The organism is Brasilonema octagenarum UFV-OR1 (assembly GCF_963888615.1).
Lineage (GTDB): Bacteria > Cyanobacteriota > Cyanobacteriia > Cyanobacteriales > Nostocaceae > Brasilonema > Brasilonema sennae.
Genome location: NZ_CAWPKW010000251.1, coordinates 1 through 20050, shown reverse-complemented (window position 1 = coordinate 20050; position 20050 = coordinate 1). Strand labels below are relative to the sequence as shown.

Annotated in this window: 10 protein-coding genes; 5 read left to right on the top strand and 5 right to left on the bottom strand. The window is 44.1% G+C overall.

Annotated features, from left to right (window positions below; genetic code table 11):
- Nucleotides 1–227: 227 nt before the first annotated feature.
- From AC5590_RS20430 to AC5590_RS20410, 5 genes are all read right to left on the bottom strand, one after another.
- Nucleotides 228–2825: a glycosyltransferase family 2 protein gene (locus AC5590_RS20430; RefSeq protein WP_169265280.1), complete on the bottom strand. Its 2598-nt coding sequence runs from the start codon at nt 2823–2825 to the stop codon at nt 228–230.
- A 96-nt stretch (nt 2826–2921) separates the two neighbouring features.
- Nucleotides 2922–5348 (bottom strand): cellulose biosynthesis cyclic di-GMP-binding regulatory protein BcsB, encoded by a 2427-nt coding sequence (locus AC5590_RS20425; RefSeq protein ID WP_169265279.1) that lies wholly within the window; start codon nt 5346–5348, stop codon nt 2922–2924.
- 191 nt (nt 5349–5539) lie between these two features.
- Entirely contained in the window at nt 5540–6808 is a 1269-nt protein-coding gene (locus AC5590_RS20420; RefSeq protein WP_169265278.1) for a family 8 glycosyl hydrolase, read from the bottom strand.
- An 88-nt stretch (nt 6809–6896) separates the two neighbouring features.
- Entirely contained in the window at nt 6897–9278 is a 2382-nt protein-coding gene (locus tag AC5590_RS20415) for a tetratricopeptide repeat protein (RefSeq protein WP_169265277.1), read from the bottom strand.
- On the bottom strand, nt 9275–11449 hold the full coding sequence (locus tag AC5590_RS20410; RefSeq protein ID WP_169265276.1) for a carbohydrate porin: 2175 nt from the start codon (nt 11447–11449) through the stop codon (nt 9275–9277). Before AC5590_RS20410 ends, AC5590_RS20415 begins: the two co-directional genes overlap by 4 nt.
- Nucleotides 11450–11744: 295 nt before the next feature.
- Here AC5590_RS20410 and AC5590_RS20405 point away from each other — a divergent pair, with 295 nt between their 5' ends.
- The 5 genes from AC5590_RS20405 (at nt 11745) to rpoB (ending at nt 19971) form a co-directional block, all read left to right on the top strand.
- Nucleotides 11745–12419: a hypothetical protein gene (locus AC5590_RS20405; protein ID WP_246163263.1), complete on the top strand. Its 675-nt coding sequence runs from the start codon at nt 11745–11747 to the stop codon at nt 12417–12419.
- Between the two features lie 474 nt (nt 12420–12893).
- Nucleotides 12894–14288 (top strand): lamin tail domain-containing protein, encoded by a 1395-nt coding sequence (locus tag AC5590_RS20400; protein ID WP_169265274.1) that lies wholly within the window; start codon nt 12894–12896, stop codon nt 14286–14288.
- 270 nt (nt 14289–14558) lie between these two features.
- Nucleotides 14559–14864 carry a 30S ribosomal protein S20 gene (gene rpsT, locus AC5590_RS20395; protein WP_169265273.1) on the top strand — a complete coding sequence of 102 codons (306 nt, stop codon included), beginning with the start codon at nt 14559–14561 and terminating at the stop codon, nt 14862–14864.
- Nucleotides 14865–15107: 243 nt separating this feature from the next.
- Nucleotides 15108–15893 carry a TatD family hydrolase gene (locus tag AC5590_RS20390; RefSeq protein WP_169265272.1) on the top strand — a complete coding sequence of 262 codons (786 nt, stop codon included), beginning with the start codon at nt 15108–15110 and terminating at the stop codon, nt 15891–15893.
- 697 nt (nt 15894–16590) lie between these two features.
- Nucleotides 16591–19971, top strand: coding sequence for a DNA-directed RNA polymerase subunit beta (gene rpoB, locus AC5590_RS20385; RefSeq protein ID WP_169265271.1), 3381 nt, complete (start codon nt 16591–16593; stop codon nt 19969–19971).
- Nucleotides 19972–20050: the final 79 nt, after the last annotated feature.

Genomic DNA, 20050 nt, shown 5'->3' with positions numbered 1-20050 from the left:
TTTCTACAAATTGCATAAACGCATTTGATTTGCAATGATTTGTTAAGAACTGAAAAAAGATGAAGTATTGGAGATATTCTACTCCCTTCTTGCCACAAAATTATTTAAAGGCAGCAACCGTGAGACCAGCGCTCTTGGTTGGGTTTCCAACGCCCGGAGGGTGGGCGAAACTGGAAGCCTACACTCTACATAAAGTATGCAGTGTAGGCACTTGACAATAACCTCTTCTACAACACTTGCAAAAGCTGTTTAATTTTAGTACCTTGGCGTTGCTTGAATTCTGTCGGAAAATTTAAATCAATGACAATCCTGTCATCTATCTCTTCTTTCACCACAAAAATTTCAGCAACCAACTTACTAGGTGAGGGATTCCCCTCCTCTCGACTCAACAGCAAACCAACGAGTGGTTTGAGATTTCGCATCTTGTGCAAGTCTTCTTGTCCAAGCAGTCTATTACCGGATTTGGATTTTTTACTCCGCATTTCCAGCCGTAAACCTGTTACCCCTAGTTCTGTGGCAATTCCAGGGAAGAAATGACCATCCCAGTAAAGTTCACCAACGGCACTCACCCGTTTGCGTACCTGGTTACGGATGATGGGTTTGAGATCCCGAAAAGAGCGAGTCAGACTGGTAGCAAGGAAGCCAAGAGAAGTCATTGGTTGATCTACAGACTCCCGCTTCTGAGAATACCACTCTCGTACATCAGAATACAAAATCAGGATTAAATTATCCATTTGGGCGCGGTTAGGACTGACAAAGTCAATTGCCAAAAGCGTCTTTTCATCACTTACAGGAGAAACTCGCACAACCCTTGCTGTGAGGGAGACACGAGCAGTAAAATCTCCCATGATCTCAACATCAACTTCATCTGGTAAATTAGGCCAAGATTCTAAAGAAATCAACGCTCCAGTTTCTGAGATATTGACTGTTTCGCCCCTAAATGTGTAGTTACCACTAGTAATAACCACATTAAGGCGTCGCTGCAAACGGTGAGAAGCACGCACTTGCGGCTGTTCAAAGCCAACCAGTAATGCTGCGATCAGCAGAATCAAATTAAAACCTGACCACAAGGTATTGACTAAAACTGCTTGCCAATCCTCTGGACGAAGTAGCAACCAGTAGGGAACAGCAAATAAGGAAGCGCTAACAAACACACTCACGACTATTAGACCACGCATTGACTGCCAGTCAAAGGTACGTTTGCTAATACTCACTCCTTTGTCAGTCACGTTAAATGAACCAAGTTTGGGGTTGATCAGCGCCAACATCGTCACCCACCCCGCTTGGAAAGCCATAACAAATTCAAAAATTTCGTTCCAAAAAGAAAACCGGACGTTTTTGTAAATGAGATGGTTGGTGAATAAAGCCAGAAGAATGTGTGGTACGGCGTATGCCAGAGTTTCCAAACCTAGACCTCGGATGGGATTGATACCAAACAATAAGAACAAGGTGGGAACAACTGCATACACCAGTCGGGGATATCCATATAAGAAGTGCGAAGTCGCACTGAAATAACAAATCCGTTGAGGAATCGTTAATTTCAGCCAGGGATTAAACAGAGGGTTTTCCAGTCGCAGAATCTGCGCCATACCCCTAGCCCAGCGCACTTGTTGACCGACATAGGAAGAGAACGTATCTGGTGCTAAGCCAGCTACCATGATTTTGTCGTAATAAACAGACTTGTAACCGCGAGAGTGCAACCGTAGTGCTGTGTGACAATCCTCTGTCACAGTTTCAACCGCAATTCCCCCAACTTCCAAGGCGTGGGACTTGCGAATTATAGCTGCTGAACCGCAGAAAAAGGCAGCATTCCAAAAATCATTGCCTTTTTGCAGCACTTTATAAAACAGTTCATTACCTACAGGGATGCTACCACGAGTGAGCAAATTGCGCTCAAAGGGGTCGGGATTATAGAACCAGTGGGGGGTTTGGACAAACGATACCTTTGGATCGTAGAAAAAGCCTACTGCATTCAGCAGAAATTGACGCGAGGGGATATGGTCGCAGTCTAAAATCAAAACTAAGTCACCATCAGTTTTGTTAAAGGCATTGTTGATATTACCTGCCTTAGCATGCTTGTTGTTGTCCCGCGTCATGTGGGTGCAACCAATTTCTTCACACATTAGCCGGATCTGTTCTCGTCTTGCCCGGAACTTCTCTCGACGTGGGTCGTTTTCTTGGTACCTTTCTGGACGACCATCATCTAAGACATAAATCATTTTTTTACCAGGGGCATAATCGCAAGCTATTGCTGATAAAGCAGTCTTGCGAACAATTTCAACATCTTCGTTGAAGGTGGGAATGTAAATATCGACATTGAACCATTCTTCTTGAGGGATGTTAGAAAGACTAACCGGCTGACGTTCTTTGATTCTTAGGGTTTGAAAATAAGCCAGTACCAAGGTGAGAACAGCGTACAGTTCAGCAGCATACAGAAATAAGCAAACAATGCTGTTAAGCAAGCCATCAAAGTTAAGAGTGTAACTTGTGCGGTAAAACAAATAACGCAACGTTGTTACCAAACTCAGCCACACCATAAATAAGTGATAATACTGGCTAGTTTCCGCAGAAGACTCTTGATCCTCAGCTCGCATGATCAATTGACCAAGTATTACCAAAAACAAGCCAATGACTGCTTGTTGCCAGATTCGTAGGGGGGCAATCATCAGTGGAACTGAAAGAACCAGAAGCAGCAAAACAAGCCACTTAAACTGTTTGGCACCCACATTTTCTAAAGCGCGGTCAAAAAATCGGGGCGTGAGATCAATGAGCCATCGACTTAAGTTAAAACGCCCTCGATTAGGGGAATTTGATGAAGAAGACATTTTTCGGTTTTGGATTTTAGATTTTCAAATTGGGATTTCAACCGCAGATAAATGCAGAGAATTGTCTGTTAGATCCGCGTGTATCGGCCGTGACAATTAATTCCTATCAGCACCAGCAAGGCGCTTGAGATACAACTGAATAATTCCATAAAGTAAAAGCGAGACACCTACAATACCGATAGGTAGCAGGAGCCAATTTTCTTGCAGCAAGCGCGATGTCTTACTGAGTAAATTGGTATTTTCTACACGAGTTTTTGAGGGAGCACTACGGATAAACTGTAGTTGATAATCGCCTGTATCGTAGGGAGATGGATTGTTATTATCGCTACCAACTAGCACTGTATCCTGCTTTAATTGGAAGAACAACGGGTCTTGCTCAACCACTTGTCGTACTCGCTGTAAACCAGTTTCTGTCTGAGCTGTTAAAGCCAGAATGACGTGCTCGTTACTCCAAGGGGAAACAATTTGCTTAATCAAACCTTGTGAATCCTGTGGAGTTTGAATCGTACCTTGAGCTAATACGCGAGAGAATCCTTGACTCAAGTTAAAGCCAGTGGATCTAAAGACTTCCGGAAAAGGAAATTTATCCCGCGTACCAATTCCCACAAGATGGTCATTCTTGCGAACTGAGTCAGGAATTGATTCTGGCGTATAAACCTGGAATTTGATAGACTCTGCTTGACTCAGCCGTCCCAAACGTTCGCTCAATGCTAGCAAGGTGAGTATATCTGTATTAGATGGGTTTTGTGGCAAGACGATCGCCGTTCTAGATAAATCCTGAGGTGCAGCAAACGGAAAACCAAATTGCAACAACTTTAAATCTGGAAGTTGTACAGAAGGTTCCCGTTTTAACTCGAAGCTTGTATCAGCATGAAGTGTACCTATTAACTGTTGATCTGCTGCGCTCAGACATTTTTGCTTGTCAAATGGTTCTTTGGGATTCATCCGGAAGAACACTTGGAGTTGAGAGTTGGACTGCAACAAGCTTGCTGGTAAATCAACTTTCAAGGTTTGGCGGGTTTCTCCAGAATCTGAAGTCAGACGTGTCCCGCCAATGTATCTGCCGTCGAGTAACACTTCGAGCGCAGAGGTTCTCGGGTTCATCTGTGGACCATAGCTGTAAACTAGGTTCATGGAACTGCCACGCAAAAATCTGTCATCAGGTAAAGTGCGGAAATCAATTGTAACAGGCGCTGTTGCTGAACCACGCACAGTCACATCACCAAAACCTTCATTATTGAGTGGAGTTCTTATGTCGCTGAGTCTAAAATTATTTTCTTCTGGAATATAACGAGGCCATTGTCGAGGTTCAGGTGTTGTCGCTTCTTTAACTTTATTGACAAAAATGATTGAACCTGTTCCCGTTTTTCGCAAGTCTGGCTGCACCAAAAACTGTACTGCGTTTGCCACACCCTTTGGTCCATTACCAGTCGCAATTAAGATAGGTGTACCATCTTTTTCTTTTGTCGTCGCTGCGATCAGCACTCCTGTATCTTCTGGTATAGGTTTTTGATTGATATCGAGAATTTGAGTACCAGCTATAGAAAGAGGTAATTTCAAAGAGGTTAAAGCTGGCTGCTCACTCGGAGTGCCAATGATCACTAACCGCTGTTCAGGTTTTACACTCTTTATATCAGATACCAAGCTCGTTTTTATGGGGCGAAAATCTGCAAATCTACCAAATGCCGCTTGCAAACGAGCGCTTGTTGTCAACCAATATTGATTGACTTGATTTGGTTGGACGTAAACAATATTGTTAGTTTCTAAGCCGAGTTGATCAAAGAAAGGATAGGGATAGCGGGTAAAGTTGAGAGGAATTGGCTGCCTTTTGAAACCGAAAATTAATTTGGAATCTGGCAGAATATCCGTCCACAAATTAGGATCATGAGGGTCAGTACATTGTTGTGATGTATTTTGCTGAGCAACAAACTTGATTTCGTTGTAGTCCTGAAGCAGCTTAGGATCAATATTATTGATCAGCACCTGACCAACTTGGGACTGTTTACGGTTGAGCGATATGCTGCCTACGGCAGTGTCATTGATAAATACCGTTAGATTAGAACGGTTGGCATACAGTGATGGTGAGTGCTGGAATTTAATTAAAGCTTGAAGCTTTCCGATTTTCCAGCCACGAGGACGGTTAAAGCCAAGGCGGGCTTCCGCATTCAGTCCTCGTAGACGCATACGGTTGCCGACAATCGGACTGCGGTTAAATTCCAGGTTGTACGTTATCAAATTCTTTGGATCATCAGCCTCTTTTTTGTTTTCGCTTGTGTCTTCTTTTTCTTCTTCTTCTAGGCTATCGACTTTGGGTTTTTTTGCTTGAGCCAACAAAATAGTTTGCTTTTTTTCAGAAGACTTTTGCCGCTGATAAATTTCACTATTTTTTTGTGAGTTATCCTCTAGTAAACCTTCTTCGCTACGAGCTTGAGCGTTTGGTAATGAAGTAGGAAACAGTAACAAGCAAAAAGTCAAAATAATTGCTTTTGTGCTGATTTTGGAAGGATGAAACAACGACTTCATATGACGGTGTCACTTCAGGGATAGTAGGATTTTTTCTGGTTTTGTGGTTGTGATTTGTGTGAGTTTGGTTGGCGAGATGTACCCACTTAAAACTTGTTATTTATTGAACTCAAAAGGGAACACTATAAAAAAGAACACTATAAAAGGGAACACTATTTTTAATAAGAAAATCAATCAAGAAAAATCTTTTGCTACTTCTTGAGTAGTTGCTGGGGAACTACAGAAGGAGACAACAGACCTAACCAAGCCAAATTCTGCGTATAGTAAGCGGATTTATCATCCCAAATGCCTTGTTTGTATTGAAGTAGCACTTTTTTCTCAAGTAACTCCTTCGCTAGTTGTGGTTCTACGAACTGCCAAGCTGCGTAAAGCATCGCGTATTGTGCTGTCGCTTCATAATCCACCAATCCTTTGCCTTGTAGATCGATGCGTGCTGGTAAACGCGATCGCTCACGCCACTGCTGTTGCAGATACTTACTATTTGTCTGGAGATAACGCCGCGCTTGGGGTGAATTGAACCATGCCACATCCAGCGACAAGCGCCACCAAATTCGATAAGCATCAAAGCCATACAAACTCTGAAGTTGGCTTGTCTGCGGCAAGGGTTGGTATTTTCCTATTTTGGTATATTGAGCCACCCAATCACTCGGTAACCCGACAGCAGAAAGTGGCGCTGATTTTTCTAAAACTTCGTAACTTGTATTGACTAAACTCAACCAATCGTGTTCTGGATCAACTTGAGCAAATAGCCGAAAAGCATAGGAAGCGAAATAAGAGGGGTTGAGATAAAGGGTAGAAGCATTCGGAACAAATGCTGGTGCAGGACCAGGCAGCAAATAGAGCTTTCCTTGGTGTCCTACTACAATGGAAAGATTCCACAAATCTTGCAGTTTTGCTTTTGCCAAATTGAGATATTCAGGACGATTCCAACGCCTGGAGGCAAGAATCAAAGCGGTAATCGCATCAATATCGCCATCACTGGCAAAGTTACCATCGATCGCACCCCACTTTCCATCTGCATTTCGTCCCCATTGCCAAGCCCACAAGTTGTCTGTCCGTTTGCCATTCGTTTGTCGTTGGAGGTTATTTTCTCCCCAGTTCAAGGTAGTAGCAAAAGTGGCAGGATCATCAATCAGGACTGCTCGTAGCATGGCATATGCCTGACCTTCACTTGTAGAGCGATCGCCCGCTTCATAATCGATAACTCTACCATCACCCTGAATAAATCTCCGGCGATAGACTTCCCAGCTTTGAGCCAGTAAGTCCCGGTTAGGAATGGATTTCGGTAAAGCAGCGACATACTTAGAGCTACTTTCGCTTTCGCTACCATTCAATGGCAGAACTGTCTCTACCGGAGTCTTGTCATCCGATACTTTCGTCTTTATCACTGAGTAACCTAAATTACAGGAGTTGAGAACAATCATGCTAACAATAACTGCTGAATTTGCTAGGTATCGCATTCTTTAACAGAGAACAAAGGGGACACGGAGACTTAGGGAACACAAACAGATGTAGAAATAAGGGCAAATCTCCGTGTTTTACCCTCTCTCATTTCCCTCTGCGCTCATAGTTCTCCCAAGAGGGTTGAAAGCCACGTCGTTGCAAGAAATCTTCTTGTATTTGCTGCCTTTGACGAGAAACTTCAGCATCGCTTGCGCCTTGGGAAATTTGTTCTACTTCGAGTTGCTCAAGCTGTGTCAGCGCTGTTAAGGGCTGATCAGCAATAGCACTTAAGCCAGCAAGGGCGCGACGTGCATCCTTATCTTGTGGCTTCTGTGCTACAACTTGAGAGTAAATTTGCCGTGCAGAATCAAAGCGCCGTTGTTCAAAACGAATTCCTCCTAAAGCAGCAAGGGCATCTATATTATCTGGTTGCTGTGCCAAGATATTTTCGTACGCCTTGCCAGCCAAATCCAAATCACCAATCGCTCGTGCCAAATCTCCTTGTAACTGATACGTGTTCGCGTCTTTAGGGAGACGAGCAATCAACTGTTTCACCCGTGCTTGCGCTTGAGTGGGATTGCGTTTTGCTATAACTTGTACCAGACGCAGTTGCACTGGCAAGTAACTTGGGTCAACTTGAGCTAAATAATTATACAGAGGTTCACGCTGTGGTTGAGCTGGCAATGTTCCTACTAAACTAAAAAGTTCTGGAGGTGCATTCGTTGCAGGTTGTGTCGCTAACCAATTATTGAGGAAAGCATTCGCCTCCTGTTCAGAAATCTTCTTGGCTTGATAGGCGATACTGGTTCGTCCAAACTGAGTTGTCAAATTTTGTGGTTGACGGATGATCAATTGGTCATAAGCTGTCAAAGCTTCATCAAACCGTTTTTGTTGTATTCGTACACCTGCGAGTCCACGTAAAGCTCCATCAGTAATGTCATCACCTCCTGACTTAGTTGTCAATACAGCTTGGAAACGTTGAGCACTGGCTTCTAAGTTGCCCTCCCGTCGCTCAATTTCTGCTGCTAGCAATTGGGGTGCAAGGCTTTTGGCTCCTTCTGGTGTTGCTGTATAAGCTGCCAAAGCTTGTCTTGCGTTACTTGTGTCATTCTGTTGTAGATAAATCTGAGCGATGCGGAAATTTAAAAATGGTACGTTTACCCTTGGTGAAAGAGTTTGGTATAAAGGCAACAGTTCTGGATCAGGGGCATCAACGTCTGATAGAGCAAGAGCGATCTGTTGCAATTGCGCCGGATCTGAGGGTAGGGGGTTAACTTCAGCGACCAAACGCCTTTTTAAGTCACTTTTGCCAAGTTGTCCCAATTTATTCTCTAGGACTAACTGCCGCACCACTAAACTTTTATCATTCGGGAACTGTGGAGCCACTTGGCGATAAAGTTGTAGTGCTGTTTGCTCTCCTTGAGGTAAGCCGGTGAAAACATCAGCGGTTTCTCGCAACAAGGCGGGCGAGGGGTTGGGAGAGTTGGCGATCGCCTGACGGTACAAAGTTGCAACTTGCTGTGCTATGGCAGGGTTATTGCTTGAGGAACGAATCTCATTGAGAGAACGTGCTAAAGGTAAAATCGCCTCTGGTCTATTTTTTATTGGCTCCAATACCGCAAAAGCTTGCTGTGACTGTTGATTAGCAACATACGCCTTGGCAAGTTCTGAACGCGTTTCAATCGCTAATTTGTCGAGACTTTTGGAACTCTGTAACTGTCCTTCCAAAACTTGTACTGCTGCTTTTGGATTGCCAGTTTCTCGCAAGGTACTAGCGTAGGCTACCGCAGCAAATCCAGTGATCGGTTTGCCAGCCACTCGATAGCGGTTTAACAACTCCAAAGCTTTTTGGTAGTTGCGGCTATAACTGTAAGCTTGAGCAGCACCAAGGATAGTTTCTGAGGTGGGATTCTTTTCCAATACTATTTGATAATCTGCCAGCGACTCGTTGACCTTTCCTTGGTAGGTGTACAACAAGGCGCGGTAAGAACGGGCTTGTGCATCGTTAGGATTGGTATTTAACAAAGTATTGAGAGCTTCAATCCCTCGTACTTGCCACTCTGGGCGATAAGTGCCCATGATCCCAACAATTTTGAGCGCACTTTGGTTGTTCGGATCTTGCGCTAGCACCTGTTGATAAGCATCCCAAGCTTCAGTAATACGTCCAGCGCGGTTATAAGAAATTGCTAACCCGATCTTGGCTTGTGAAGATTGTGGATTTTGCTTTATAGCTTGCCCAAAAGCTTTGATGGCATCATTAACCCACCCTTTTTTAAGCAGATTGTAACCTCGTTGCACTGCTGACGAGGACTTCTGCGCTTGAGCAGGAGCAATGTTATTTAACAATGGAACATTGAAGACATAGCTCAAAATAGACAATGAAGCAGTGATCACGATCAAACCAGAAAGACTTTTTGTTCTGATGTCTTGGACACTCGTTCCCACATTTGAGCAGGGATTAGTTTTGCGTTTGTGTTTTTGACTCATTGAGATTTTCTCCCTCTTGGAGTCACATCAAATTCTGTACGCACCCTAACACCGAGCACTGTATCCTCAAAACCATCTCGTCCTTGAAGTGTAAAACCTAACCGCAGACTAGGAAGCAATTCAAAATCGTAGAAAAGCTCTAACACGTCTGGATAATCTCCACGGCGTAAGCTGTCGTTTGATAAAGCACGTCCGTAAGCCAAACCCAAACGGTCATCTGGGGTAAACAAATCCAAAACACTGAGTCCAAATGAGTAAGTATCTGCCCCTTTGCCCAAATCACGGTTTTCGTAACGCCCATAACGTCCAAAAATACCTAGTTTCAACTCAGGTACAAAAACTTCAGCATTCAAACCGTATGCTTCTTCGCGGTCATTTTTTTGAGGTCCAAATATTGTGCGTTGTGTATCCCTGGCAAGCCCAAAGCTTTCAGGGAAAGTATCACGAATACCAGCATCGCGATCGGTGGAATAAGTCCCGCGAATAATCGCATTACCGTAACGGACTGCGACTTCTCCAGCAAATCCATCCAAAGCAAAGTCACTTATTTTATTTGATGACGAGAAAACTGCTGCTTTGGCTTCGATATTATCAGTCACACTCCAGTTCACAAGTAACCCAGTCCGAGAAGCAATTCCCGTTGCTGACAACGCCGGGTTTGTCTGGAAAATCGGATTAAAGAATTGACTTGCCCCATCTTTAGCAAAGCTGTTCCGGTCAAAATAAGACGTTAAATCTAACTGTCCCAAGACGAAACGTAGATTGGGCGCTCCTCCTACGGAAGTGGCAATAAAAAGCTCGTTGATGTTCAACCCTTCTCCACGGGAGTCAACAAGAAGGTTTTCTCCAGTCACCAAATCCAAAGTAGCCCCAACCAACAGTTGAGGGGTGACTGGATACACTCCTGAGAGTCGCCCCCGTGCTGCAGAATCACTTCCTTGAGTTATGTACACTCCTTGAACCTGTAAAGAAGGTTCCTGCAAAGCTGTACTTCTTAGTAAGGGGCGACTTCTATCCACTGGTTGTGGAGTATTTGGTGTTGCAGATGGCGGTGTTGGAGATGGCGGTAATATCGATGGCGGTGTTGGAACTGTGGGAGTTGTCTGTGCTTGAGTTTGTGGCGGTGGTACCGTTTCGGTAACTGGTAACGAGGAGACAACTTGACAATTCAAGTACTGATTAGTTGATGTAGAAATTCCTGATGAAGGTGTTGCGACTTGGCAGTTTAAGAGTTGATTGAAGGTAGATGCAGGAGTGTTAGGAATCGCTGACTGTGTTGTCGCTTGGCAGTTTAAGAGTTGATTAAAGGTAGGTGCACCGGTACCTGAAACTGTTGGTGACGATACGACTTGGCAGTTGAGAAGTTGGTTGGAAGTTTGTGTTGTAGGAGTCGTTGAAACTGATGACTGTGTTATTGCTTGAGGGTTTACCCTGAGCGGAGCCGAAGGGTTGAGGAGTTGAGGAGTTAGACCAGGAGTAAACGGTGTTGCTGTTTGAGAATTTATGGGTTGATTGAACGTAGGTGTCGGAGTACCTGGAAGTGGTGGTAGAGGAGCTTGTTGTGGTTGAGAGTTGAGTAGTACCTGGTTGAAAGTGGGTGCCGATGGTGCCGATGGTGCAGTGAACTCTTGCGTAACTGTTGTACCAAAGGGTGGTGGGAGTGGTGCAGTTTGGATGTTTGGTTGTCCTAGACTGGTAGCTCCAGAAATTTGACGAATTTGTTCTTGGGCATTTTGTGCCACTACATTCTTGAGAGGTGGAACTGGCTTCACTGGTGCTTTTGGGACTTTTACAGGCCTTTGCTGTTGGATAAAGCCACTCTCCAACTGCTTAATGTCATCTGTAGGTGTCTTTACACTTTCAGACGAAGGTTTTCCTCTTGATGCAACAGCTACGTCCGTTGCTTGGCTTGATATACCAGGTGGTGGAGGCACTGTCTGGGGCTTTAATTTTTGTCGTTTGCTAGATACAGGTGGTTTGGGTACTTGTAATAATTCCCCAAACTGGACATTGCTCGACTGTTGATTGTGTGGATTTTGTTGAGCCAAACACGCATCTTTCACTGCCATTATCCAAAAAATGGAGATTGAGGCACTCAGAAGCAGAAAATAAGCTCTATTCCACTGTTTTGGTCGAGTACATTTATGACAATCGAATACTGTGGGTCTCATTGGTCTAGCTGATAAACAACTAAGATTCATTTGTTACAAGATGTCGCCACTTTATCAGAAAGTGTGAGTATTTTAACGAAATTCTACAAGTTTTTAACTGTTAATTAACTTGATAAAAAAGTGGTAAAAGCTTTACTTGTTTTAGTTTTTGTATAAAAAATAAGGGAAAATATAATCTATGTTGTTTTTAATTGGGAAAAAGCCTCATTTATCTATGCAAAATTCACATTTACGCGTATATTCGCCAAATAATTCCAATTTATCGTTGAATATCACCCTAATAAGTATTTTTTTGGTGTTACTAACGAGCATTTCTAGCTGTAGTAAAAAAGCACAAGAACAAGTGCAACTAGAAATCAAAAGTGTGGAACCCGCAGGAAGTAATGGGATATACAACCTGGCAGGTAGTACAAATCTACCTGAGTCGAGCAAAATTGCAATCGTCGCAGTTCGCAACTTAGTTCCAATAGCAGGACAACAAGCAGGAGTTTTGAATGATGATGCGAACAATAATCGTTCAATTCTCGCTCGCCAAGTTGTTGAAGTTAAGCAGGGACAGTGGCAAACAAACCTTAATCTTTGGCAAGTTGCAGCGGACGGTCGTTTCCAGGAACCTTGGCAAATTTATCAAACACAAATGAAATTACGTCCAGATAGCAACGTCACCTTTGTTGCGACTTTTGAGCCTGCTGATCAGTTAAAAAAATCAAAGTTGCAACTTGATGCTCAACAGGTTCGCTTTACAAACGAAGGCGAACCCTACTTACAAGCACATCAAACTTTACCGATATCTCTACCTGTAGGCAAAACAACACCTCCTCTCGAACAACCAGAAGATTTGAATAATACCTTGGGAAATCCACCTGAAATCCTCCAAGCGTCTACTTTGAGTTCAAACGCTTCTTTTCTGCGATCAGCGAAATTCAGACAAACTAACGCTCCCTTGAAATCTTCTGAATTTTTACGCTAACCAACGACACTCAGACAAACCAAAGCACCTTTGAAACCTGCTCATGTTCGATGCTGAAAAAAAGCGCCTCAGTTTCTCACTCACTTGAATTTATAAGTGTTTTGAGAGCCATAGTATATCCTAAATTTATCTGGCGCTTTTTCTTCAGCAATTATTGTTTTGTAGAGATTACAAAATTTCGGAATATATGTACTTTTTTTACTTATAATACTCAATGAATATGCTTATTTCTTGAGTATTACAATGATGACTCAAGACCATAAAAATTACGCATTGACAAAATGCTCACAATATAGTTTTTAAGAGAAATTTGATGAAAGACGCGAGGTCCCCGCAATCATGCGATCGCTAAGATAAAGAAACTGACGGGAAACGATAATTCGGAAGCAGGGGAGGTTCAAAGCATATATTTTCCGTAACAACAGAACAGTTCATTTGTCAATCTTTATTACTTGAAACTTAGGAGCCGCTCAAATGAACAAAAAATTAGGCAAAATACTTCTCGCTAATGATGCTTCAACTTTAAGTAACCTTGGATTTGAAAAATCTCCTGACGCGGCAATTTTTGCAACAAATATTGCTAATTGGTTCACGGGCGGTCGTCCAGGCAAGTTTCATTCTTACTTGGATCCGGATTTAGCCGAATCTGAATCGGCTTTAGCACAGACAATGACTAAAGCTGGTCATAGATGGACTGTTGGATACGATATCCCAGAAGATGTGGATGGGATTTTTTCACATGACACTTGTATTTGGGATAGACTCACAGATTTGTTTGAAGCCGGAGGGAACGTTTACTTAGCTGCTGAGACGGAAAATGAAGACTATGCTGAAGCATATAACTTTAACTGGTTTCTTTGGGAAGTTGGTTTACAGTTTCATGAGCGTTATAACGGGATTTCAGGAAATCAACCAATTAATAGCGATCATCCGATTTTTGCTGGAGTTAAATCTCTCTATCAACGCAATGGCAGTTCGATTATAGATTTTCAACCAGACGAGCAGGCAAATCAAATTCTCGTCAGAAGTCCTGATGGAGAAGGGCTGTATGCAATACTCGATCTCTCAAATGCGACACCCCATGTCAGGATTTCGAGGATTTTTTCGGACGAAAGTGTTAAATCTACTGAAGCGGACGAATATATTGCTATTGTCAACGAGGGGCTGGTTGATATAGATATATCGGGCTGGAAAATTCAAAGCATAAATCGCAATCAAGAATTCTGTTTTCCGACTGGGGCAGTATTAAAAAGAGGAACTGAGTGTCGAGTTTACACTAACGAGGTACATCCTGAGTCAGGCGGCTTCTCTTTCGGTAGCAAACGCTCTGTTTGGAATAACTCTTCAGATGAAGGACGACTGTATGATGAAAAGGGAAATTTGATGTCTAGCTATGCTTATACTGAGCAAAGTCAGAAGTTATCCGATCTGACAAAATCCCTTGGCTTAGACAATCTGATCCTAGAAGCAGACCCAGAAGCGATTAAGACACAGAAAGCTTTAGGCGGTCAGGTAACTTTTGAGGAAGCATTGCACGAAGCATACTATAGCTTTGTAGGCTTTGCAGGTGACGACACAAAAGAAGGCTCGGTTACAGAGGTGATTGCTGCTAATGCTGCTGCTGTGGGTGTCCCATACGCTTATTTTAATGGCGATCATGAACCCTCGTCTTACCACTATATGCAAAAACCCACCACTAAAATTACCCTGTGTACGCAACAGACACCGATGCTCCCAACAGAAGGCGAAAGCATAGAAGCTAACTGGATATTTATGTTACAAATTCCTGAACTCAACACAGTACATTGGGCGATTATCGACCGCGAGGGCGAAGAAGAAGTGTACAACTACGGTCGTAAATTGTCCTGAAAAATAGGCATTCACAAAGCAGAGCAACCGAAGAAATCGCTCGATTTCGCTGCGGTTAATAAAGCAGGGGCAATAGAATTGGAACAAGTTCTCCGACCAACGAAGAATGAATCAACCAGTCGCACCAGACGTATTCTGGCTCTTGGTTTTTGAGTTGTGAATTATTTGTTGATGAAAATTTTCTCTGTTACCCTAAAAGTTGCAAAAAGAATGTTAAACTAGTAAGCCTAGTAGTGTGTTTATACATCAATAGTCTTTCTGGAACTGACTGTGGCGAATACAAAGTCTGCTCTCAAGCGCGCCCAAATCGCAGAACGTAACCGACTGCGTAACAAAGCATATAAATCGGCAGTGAAAACCCTGATGAAAAAATACTTCGCTGCTGTAGATGCCTATGGGACAAATCAAAGCCCGGAATCAAAACAAGAAGCCATGACCCGAATGTCGGAAGCTTACAGCAAAATCGATAGAGCGGTGAAAAAAGGTGTACTTCATCCTAACAATGGAGCCAGGAAAAAGTCACAATTGGCTCAGAGGCTAAAAGTGCACACACAAGCAGCAGCAAGCGCACAGTAGTCAATAATCTGTAGTCTTGAGTCCCGAGTTTTGGAATGCGAAAAGAAAGCACCTATACCCTATGGCTAAGCCATAGAGCGCTAGTTCCTTTCTGCTGGGGAACCTGTTCGCAGGACAAGCGAGCGCGCAGCGCTTATACATAATGAATGAAAAGCTTATGATGCAAGCTTTTTGAAATTAGAATGAGTGCAAAGTGGTAGGAGTCGGTATCAAGGACTAAAGGCAAAAGACGAAGGATAAGCAATGCAGCTGATAGACACTCACGTTCACATAAACTTTGACGTTTTCCAGCCGGATTTAGAAGCAGTGCGATCGCGATGGCAACAAGCAGGCGTCGTACATCTGGTACACTCCTGTGTAGAACCCTCTGAGTTTCAAGGCATTCAAGATCTGGCTCACCGTTTTCCAGAAATGAGCTTTGCTGTAGGGTTACATCCTTTAGATGCAGCAAAATGGAAGGAACAAACAGCAGATGAAATCATAAGTTTTGCTAATTCTGACTCTAAAGTCGTAGCAATTGGGGAAACGGGGCTGGATTTCTATAAAGCAGATAACGAAGAGCAACAGCAGAAGGTTTTTGAGACACAGTTAGCGATCGCCGCCCAACTCAATAAACCCGTCATTATCCACTGTCGTGATGCAGCGGCACAGGTAAGGCAAATACTGCAAAAATGGATAAACCTCAAAGGAAAAAGTGTGCGGGGTGTCATGCACTGCTGGGGTGGAAGCCCAGAAGAAACCCAATGGTTTGTTGACTTGGACTTCTACATCAGCTTTAGCGGAACAGTGACATTTAAAAACGCCAAACAAATTCAACAATCAGCAGCTATGGTTAGGAGCGATCGCCTGTTGATAGAAACAGATTGTCCTTTTCTCTCACCCGTCCCAAAACGAGGTGAACGGCGCAATGAACCAGCGTACGTCCGCTATGTTGCAGAACAAGTCGCAGCAGTGCGGGGAGAAACTGTTGATGCGATCGCAACTCTGACTACCCGAAATGCCTGTGAATTGTTTGGCTTAACAATATAGAACATCTCCCATAGTGCAGAAAGTTAGAAAATGGAAAACTCAAACTTTAGGAGGACTAAAATATGGTATTATGATTTCCTCCAAAATAGACTTGCATAAGCCATAATGGTTAAGGAAGCAACTATTGAATCTGACACTTAAGTCAAGCTAAGCTTATTAACCATCCTTTTAATCTCTACAACTGGATGCTCAAATTCCATGACGACTATAACTTTCAATTATTGGTCATCTAGACCTGCTCTCTAAACAGTAGTTCCATATTTTTCCTATAGAAAATTGTTAAACAAATTACCGTGTGGCCACCACCCGCCAAGGCAAGCTATCCATAGACAAAGTAGGCTCAGGGGAATATTGTCCTCTGAGCATAAGGATATTATCCCTCTGGGTTGAAACCCAGGTAGTTACGTACAAGCTAAAACAATGTGACGCTGCTTAGGTAGAATGCGCTTTCTGGAGGGGGGAAGTGAAGAAAACAAGACAAAGTAACAAAAAGTTATACCATTTGAATTCAGTAAAAAAGTTGATAGCTAATGGAAATTGGCAACTAATGGCTGCAAAATGGGTAATTATCCCCTTGCCAAAATTCCTATTCGCGGCTTTAATTGCTCCGTTTGCCCACACCTGCTCGTGAGTAGGCGGTGTCAGGAGAAGTTACCACACACCATTAAAAAAAACTTAGGTTGACAAAGGTAGAGGCATGACAAACGAAACAATTATGGAACCCGCCTTTTTGTTGCCCGACTTAATAGAAATTCAGCGTTCCAGCTTCCGCTGGTTTCTAGAAGAAGGGCTAATAGAAGAACTCAACTCCTTTAGTCCGATCACAGACTACACTGGCAAACTGGAACTGCATTTTTTGGGTCAAAACTACAGACTAAAACAGCCAAAATACAGTGTAGACGAGGCAAAACGGCGGGATAGTACCTACGCGGTACAAATGTATGTCCCGACTCGTTTGATCAATAAAGAAACCGGAGAAATAAAAGAACAAGAAGTTTTTATTGGGGATCTGCCTCTGATGACTGACCGAGGCACGTTTATCATTAACGGTGCTGAGCGGGTGATTGTCAACCAGATAGTGCGATCGCCAGGAGTGTACTACAAATCAGAAATTGACAAAAACGGGCGGCGTACCTATTCAGCTAGTTTAATCCCAAACCGAGGAGCTTGGCTGAAATTTGAAACAGACCGTAACGACTTAGTCTGGGTACGTATTGACAAAACTCGCAAACTGTCAGCGCAAGTGCTTCTGAAGGCACTTGGGTTGTCAGATAACGAAATCTTCGACGCCTTACGCCACCCAGAATACTTCCAAAAAACCATTGAGAAAGAAGGGCAATTCTCTGAAGAAGAAGCCCTGATGGAGTTGTATCGTAAACTGCGTCCCGGTGAACCGCCCACAGTGTTAGGAGGACAACAACTTCTCGACTCGCGCTTCTTTGATCCCAAACGCTACGACCTTGGCCGCGTTGGACGTTACAAGCTGAACAAGAAACTGCGCTTGCAAGTGCCAGAACCGATGCGGGTCTTAACTCCCCAAGATATCTTGGCAGCAGTGGATTACCTGATCAACCTTGAGTTTGATATTGGTAACACTGACGATATTGACCACTTGGGTAACCGCCGAGTCAGAAGCGTGGGCGAATTGCTGCAAAACCAGGTAAGAGTCGGTTTAAACCGCTTAGAACGTATCATTCGCGAAAGAATGACCGTATCTGATGCTGAAGTACTGACTCCAGCTTCCTTAGTGAACCCGAAACCCTTGGTTGCAGCCATTAAAGAATTCTTTGGGTCTAGCCAATTGTCGCAGTTCATGGATCAGACAAATCCTCTGGCAGAACTGACCCACAAACGCCGTTTATCCGCACTAGGCCCTGGAGGTCTAACCCGCGAACGTGCAGGTTTTGCGGTACGGGATATTCACCCATCCCACTACGGACGCATTTGCCCAGTGGAAACTCCAGAAGGTCCCAACGCAGGTCTGATTGGTTCCTTGGCAACTCATGCTCGCGTTAACCAGTATGGTTTTCTAGAAACACCCTATCGAGCAGTAGAAAATGGACGGGTGCGGTTTGATTTACCACCTGTTTACATGACTGCAGATGAAGAAGACGACCTGCGCGTTGCTGCAGGCGACTTGCCAGTGGATGAAAATGCTGACATCATCGGACCGCAAGTCACAGTACGTTATCGTCAGGAATTCTCCTCAACCACGCCAGAGCAAGTGGACTACGTAGCAATATCGCCTGTACAAATCGTGTCTGTTGCTACTAGCATGATTCCATTTTTGGAGCATGACGACGCTAACCGCGCCCTGATGGGATCGAATATGCAACGGCAAGCAGTCCCCCTACTTAAACCAGAGCGTCCTTTAGTAGGAACAGGCTTAGAAGCTCAAGCAGCAAGAGACTCTGGTATGGTGATTGTATCGCGTACCGACGGAGAAGTAGTCTATGTAGACGCAACAGAAATTCGTGTGCGTCCACGGGTTGCCTCAACTGATGGAAAGCCAACTGCCGCGCTGAGTCAGCAGGGCACTGGCTCATCCGCACGCGAGCATTCTTCCAAATCTAATACCTCAGACCTTAGATACCACATTTCCAAATATCATCGCTCCAACCAAGATACCTGTCTCAACCAAAAACCGTTAGTTTACATGGGTGAACGCGTTGTAGCAGGTCAAGTTTTGGCGGATGGTTCTTCTACCGAAGGAGGCGAACTGGCGCTAGGACAAAATATTGTCGTCGCCTATATGCCTTGGGAAGGGTATAACTACGAAGACGCGATTTTGATTTCGGAACGTCTGGTGCAGGATGATATCTACACCTCAATTCACATTGAAAAATATGAAATTGAGGCAAGACAAACCAAGTTGGGACCAGAAGAAATAACTAGAGAAATTCCCAACGTAGGTGAAGATGCTTTGCGTCAATTGGATGAACAGGGGATCATTCGCATTGGGGCATGGGTAGAATCCGGGGACATTCTGGTAGGAAAAGTGACACCAAAAGGTGAATCTGACCAGCCACCAGAAGAAAAACTGTTGCGGGCAATTTTCGGTGAAAAAGCACGGGATGTCAGAGACAATTCCCTGCGAGTCCCCAACGGTGAAAAAGGACGCGTTGTAGACGTACGCTTGTTTACACGCGAACAAGGCGATGAACTGCCACCAGGGGCAAACATGGTCGTTCGGGTTTATGTGGCGCAGAAGCGTAAAATCCAAGTCGGCGACAAAATGGCAGGACGTCACGGTAACAAAGGAATTATTTCCAAAATCTTGCCCCTCGAAGACATGCCGTACTTGCCAGATGGCTCACCAGTAGACATTGTCCTTAATCCTTTGGGCGTACCAAGCCGGATGAACGTTGGACAAGTGTTTGAATGTCTGTTGGGTTGGGCTGGTCAAAACCTGGGAGTGCGGTTTAAACTCACCCCCTTTGACGAAATGTATGGCGAAGAATCATCTCGAACCATAGTACATGGCAAATTGCAAGAAGCACGGGACGAAACAGGCAGAAACTGGGTCTTTAACCCAGATGACCCTGGAAAAATCTTGGTATATGACGGTCGTACCGGTGAACCCTTCGACAGAGCAGTGACTGTAGGTGTCGCTTATATGTTGAAGCTGGTTCACTTGGTGGACGACAAGATCCACGCCCGTTCAACAGGTCCATACTCGCTCGTGACCCAGCAACCCTTGGGTGGTAAAGCACAACAAGGTGGTCAGCGGTTCGGTGAAATGGAAGTGTGGGCACTGGAAGCCTTCGGTGCTGCTTACACCTTGCAGGAGTTGCTCACCGTCAAATCAGACGATATGCAAGGACGAAATGAAGCCCTCAATGCGATCGTCAAAGGGAAGTCAATTCCTCGACCTGGAACACCAGAATCCTTTAAAGTGTTGATGCGAGAACTGCAATCACTAGGCTTGGATATTGCCGTACACAAGGTAGAGACGCAGACAGACGGTAGTTCTTTGGATGTCGAAGTCGATTTGATGACGGACCAAGGAAATCGCCGTACACCTCCACGTCCAACCTATGAATCCTTGTCGCGCGAGTCGATGGAAGATGAGGAATAAATAGTGAACAGTGAGTCCAGTGCAGCAGGAGGTGACGACAACCGGCTGCGGTCCTTGTTTCCCGACAGCCAGGCATCTG

What these genes read in the sequence shown, in the direction of transcription:
- AC5590_RS20410 (WP_169265276.1), bottom strand. Translation starts at nt 11,449, where the DNA reads ATGAGACCCACAGTATTCGATTGTCATAAATGTACTCGACCAAAACAG.
- AC5590_RS20425 (WP_169265279.1), bottom strand. Translation starts at nt 5,348, where the DNA reads ATGAAGTCGTTGTTTCATCCTTCCAAAATCAGCACAAAAGCAATTATT.
- AC5590_RS20400 (WP_169265274.1), top strand. Translation starts at nt 12,894, where the DNA reads ATGAACAAAAAATTAGGCAAAATACTTCTCGCTAATGATGCTTCAACT.
- AC5590_RS20390 (WP_169265272.1), top strand. Translation starts at nt 15,108, where the DNA reads ATGCAGCTGATAGACACTCACGTTCACATAAACTTTGACGTTTTCCAG.
- AC5590_RS20430 (WP_169265280.1), bottom strand. Translation starts at nt 2,825, where the DNA reads ATGTCTTCTTCATCAAATTCCCCTAATCGAGGGCGTTTTAACTTAAGT.
- rpoB (WP_169265271.1), top strand. Translation starts at nt 16,591, where the DNA reads ATGACAAACGAAACAATTATGGAACCCGCCTTTTTGTTGCCCGACTTA.
- AC5590_RS20415 (WP_169265277.1), bottom strand. Translation starts at nt 9,278, where the DNA reads ATGAGTCAAAAACACAAACGCAAAACTAATCCCTGCTCAAATGTGGGA.
- AC5590_RS20420 (WP_169265278.1), bottom strand. Translation starts at nt 6,808, where the DNA reads ATGCGATACCTAGCAAATTCAGCAGTTATTGTTAGCATGATTGTTCTC.